Consider the following 1,898-nt stretch of genomic DNA (forward strand, 5'->3'; position numbering starts at 1 on the left):
CTCCGGTACCCCCGCCAGCCGCTCCGCGATGTCGTCCGGGGCGCTCGGGTCGAACGGCTTGACCGAGATGAAGGCCGTGAGGGGGAGCCCGACGGCCTCGGGGTCGACCACGGCCGCGTAACCGCGGATGACGCCGCGCTGCTCCAGCCTGCGTACTCGCTGGTGGACCGCCGACGTGGACAGGCCCGTGGCCTTGCCCAGGTCCGTGTAGCTCATCCGCCCGTCCCGCACGAGCAGATCCACGATCTGGCGGTCCAGCTCCTCCATTGCGCTCATAGCCGCTCAACCTAAGGCCCAGGACCGCTCCAGGCACAGCGGTGTCCACGCAGAAGTGGCACCTGCGGCGGGCATGTGACCAAAGCCACAGACGTGTACGGGCGTACATCCCGCTCTCGTGGTTACTCGTGCCGCGTGGCGGGAAGTGCTTGGTGTGGCCGTGGCCGAAGAAACTGCCCGCCCGGCCCACCCAAGGGGGAGTACATCCATGCTGAACACCAAGCGCGCCGGTCGCACCGAACCGGAGCCCCGGGAACCGCTCGCCGCCGAGTACGCGGAGGACGACGACTACCTCGAACCCGGCGACGCCGAGGGCTTCGAGATCCACCACGCGATCTGCCCCGACTGCGGGCAGTCGATCGCCCTCGTCGCGGACGAGGAGCTGCTCCCGGAGCACGCCCTGTGCCTGACCCCCTGGAACCCGTTCGGGCTCACGGTGTGCGCGGGTACGGGCCGGCCGGTTTCGGACGCGCTGGCGGCGGCCGGGCTGCTCCAGTCGGAGCAGCCGGAGCTGGAGGCCGTCGTGCACCTCACGCTGCCGCAGGGCCTCGACTGGCGGACGCAGCCCTTCTCGCACGTCGGCGGTCCGGGCTCGCGTCCCGTACGGCTGGCCGAGGCGGCCCCGCTGCCGCAGAAGCGCGAGCACGCGCAGGCCGCCTGACCTGCGCTACCAGTAGGTTCCCTGCACCATGGCGGCCAGGCTGTCGTGGTGCAGGATCAGGCCGTCCGGGTCCGCGGGGACCTCGACCTCCCCGAAGTACGCCTGCCGGTAGGCGATGCGCAGCATCACGATGCCGTGCCGCAGGGCGGCGTAGAGGGTGTGGAACTCCATGTCCCTCGGGGTGTGGCCGGTGAGTTCGGCGTAGCGGCGTTCCAGGTCCTCGCGGCGCAGGAAGTCCGGCAGGCCGGGCTGGCCGAAGCCGACGGTCAGGTCCTGGAAGAAGCGGTGCAGGTAGACGGTCCAGCCGAGGTCGACCTCGCGCGGGGCGCAGGCGGCCATTTCCCAGTCCAGGACCGCCGCCGGCCGGAAGCCGTCGTAGACGACGTTGCCGATGCGGGCGTCCCCCCAGTTGAGGACGGGCTCGCCCTCGTCGGCGGGCCAGAGCTCCTCCAGCCGGTCGAAGGCGCGCTCCAGCAGGGGTGAGCGGGCCAGGCCTTCCACCACCCAGGCGTAGTAGGCGCGCTGCGCGTCGACGTGGCGGCGCAGCGGGCTGCCCTGGCCGGCGGGGAGCAGGAACTCGGCCTCCTTCGCCGGGAACTGGTCGTGCAGGCGGGCGAGGAGGGAGATGCTCGCCTCCTGGAGCTCGGCGCGTTCGGCGTCGGTCGCGGAGTGCAGCCAGTTGCCCTCGTAGGTGTAGGGCATGACGTCGGGCGGTACGCGGCCCTCGGCGCGGGCCATCACGAAGAACGGCGAGCCCAGCGGGGCGGGGTCCTCCTCCAGCCAGAGCACGCGTGGGACGGGGAGGTCGGTGTGCTCGGCGACCAGGGACATCACGCGGTGCTGGCGGGGCATGTCGTAGGCGGGGAAGACGGTGTAGGCGGCCGGGTCGGCGGCCAGCCGCAGGGCGCAGCCGCGGACCGGGGCGTCGGGGTGTTCGATGTCGAAGAGCAGGGTCTCGCTG

The 1,898-nt window shown here is 72.0% G+C and carries 3 protein-coding genes; 1 reads left to right on the top strand and 2 read right to left on the bottom strand.

What is annotated here, in order from left to right; all coding sequences use genetic code 11:
* A partial coding sequence (locus VR44_RS39515) for an Lrp/AsnC family transcriptional regulator (RefSeq protein WP_045952529.1) occupies positions 1 to 267 on the bottom strand: 267 nt, incomplete at its 3' end.
* A gap of 217 nt (positions 268 to 484) precedes the next feature.
* On the opposite strand from VR44_RS39515, the gene VR44_RS39520 reads away from it, so the two are divergent.
* Entirely contained in the window at positions 485 to 937 is a 453-nt protein-coding gene (locus VR44_RS39520) for a hypothetical protein (RefSeq protein WP_045952527.1), read from the top strand.
* Positions 938 to 943: 6 nt separating this feature from the next.
* On the opposite strand, the gene VR44_RS39525 is transcribed toward VR44_RS39520, so the two are convergent.
* A partial coding sequence (locus VR44_RS39525; RefSeq protein ID WP_045952528.1) for a phosphotransferase family protein occupies positions 944 to 1,898 on the bottom strand: 955 nt, incomplete at its 5' end.

This window comes from Streptomyces katrae (assembly GCF_000966975.1).
Taxonomy (GTDB): Bacteria; Actinomycetota; Actinomycetes; order Streptomycetales; family Streptomycetaceae; genus Streptomyces; species Streptomyces katrae.

Bases quoted from the DNA above. Each gene is read 5' to 3' on its own strand.
- VR44_RS39520 (WP_045952527.1), top strand. From the start codon at position 485: ATGCTGAACACCAAGCGCGCCGGTCGCACCGAACCGGAGCCCCGGGAA.